The sequence below is a fragment of the Cellulomonas septica genome (assembly GCF_012396155.1).
GTDB classification, from domain to species: Bacteria; Actinomycetota; Actinomycetes; order Actinomycetales; family Cellulomonadaceae; genus Cellulomonas; species Cellulomonas septica.
Genome location: NZ_JAAXOY010000831.1, coordinates 1 through 1,315 on the forward strand (window position 1 = coordinate 1; position 1,315 = coordinate 1,315).

Consider the following 1,315-nt stretch of genomic DNA (forward strand, 5'->3'; position numbering starts at 1 on the left):
ACCGCTCCGTCCCGGGGGCACTGTGGGCGGTCGCGTCCCACCGGTCGCGACACCCGGGACGGAGCGGTGCCCGCTCGTCGCTCCCGACGCCGAGCACAACATCACGCGCGCACGAGACCGGTCAGACGCGCGTGATGTTGTGCTCGCGCCTTCCGCCGGCGCGGCACCCGTTGATATCGTCGTTGATATCAACGGAAGGATCGTCGTGGCGCAGATCGTGGTGCGGAACCTGTCCGACGAGGTCAAGGAGGCCCTGCGTCGGCGCGCGGTGCAGCACGACCGCTCGCTGGAGGCGGAGGTCCGGGCGATTCTCTCGGACGCGGTGACGACCGTGGACCCGGTGCTGGCATGGCTCGACGACAGCGCCGCGCTGCGCGAGTCGGTCGGGGGTGTCGACCTCCCCGAGGCGGCGCGGTCGGCGGCTCGCCCGGTCGACCTGTGATCGTCGTCGACACGAACGTCTGGTCGGAGACCCTGCGACCCGCACCGGACCCCCGCGTGCTCGCGTGGTTGCGTGCGAACGCCGCCGAGCTCCACCTGCCGGCGCTCGTGGTCCACGAGCCGCGCTACGGGCTGGCGATCCTCCCCGACGGCAGGCGTCGCGCGGACCTCACCGAGCGCGTCGAGGCCATGCTGAGCCGACTGGCGGGACGGGTCCTGCCCTACGACGCGGACGTCGCCGCGACGCATGCGCACCTGCGCGCGGACGCACGGGCCCGCGGCCGGGAGCCCTCGGCCCAGGACGGTCAGATCGCCGCGCACGCCGTCCACGCCTCCGCCCCGCTCGCGACCCGGAACGTCGGCGACTTCGAGAACCTCGGCATCGACGTCCTGAATCCCTGGGACTGAGCGCGGCGCGGCGCCCTACGCTCGGCGCGGTCGCGGGCGGTCCGCGGGGGCGAGACAGGACGGTCATGCACGACACCGACCAGGAGGACCACGAGCCGACGGCCGACGTCGGTCTGCTGCGCGCTCTCGCGGCCGACCCCGACGTGGAGGTGCGTCGACAGCTCGCGTCCGACCTGTGCGAGCACGCCGGGTGGGACCGCCCCGCCGACGAGCTCGTCCGGATCGCCGTCGCGCTGACGTCCGACCCGGACCCGCGCGTACGGGACTGGGCGTGCCTGGCGCTCGGCACCCAGTGGCGGGAGGACGTCGACTCGGTCGAGGTCCGCGACGCGCTCGCGGCGCGGCTCGACGACCCGGACGACGAGGCCCGCTGCGAGGCGTTGTTGGGGCTCGCGCACCGGTCGGACCCGCGGGCGCTGCCGCACGTCCGCGCGGCCCTGTCCCGACCCGACGGGTCCGTCCGGCA

General features: G+C 74.7%; 3 protein-coding genes. All 3 read left to right on the top strand.

Annotation, left to right across the window (positions count from 1 at the left end; genetic code table 11):
* The first annotated feature begins 205 nt into the window (after positions 1–205).
* Positions 206–442 (top strand): FitA-like ribbon-helix-helix domain-containing protein, encoded by a 237-nt coding sequence (locus HGA02_RS19590; protein ID WP_168681067.1) that lies wholly within the window; start codon positions 206–208, stop codon positions 440–442.
* Entirely contained in the window at positions 439–849 is a 411-nt protein-coding gene (locus HGA02_RS19595) for a PIN domain-containing protein (protein WP_168681069.1), read from the top strand. Before HGA02_RS19590 ends, HGA02_RS19595 begins: the two co-directional genes overlap by 4 nt.
* 65 nt (positions 850–914) lie before the next feature.
* A partial coding sequence (locus tag HGA02_RS19600; RefSeq protein ID WP_210728836.1) for a HEAT repeat domain-containing protein occupies positions 915–1,315 on the top strand: 401 nt, incomplete at its 3' end.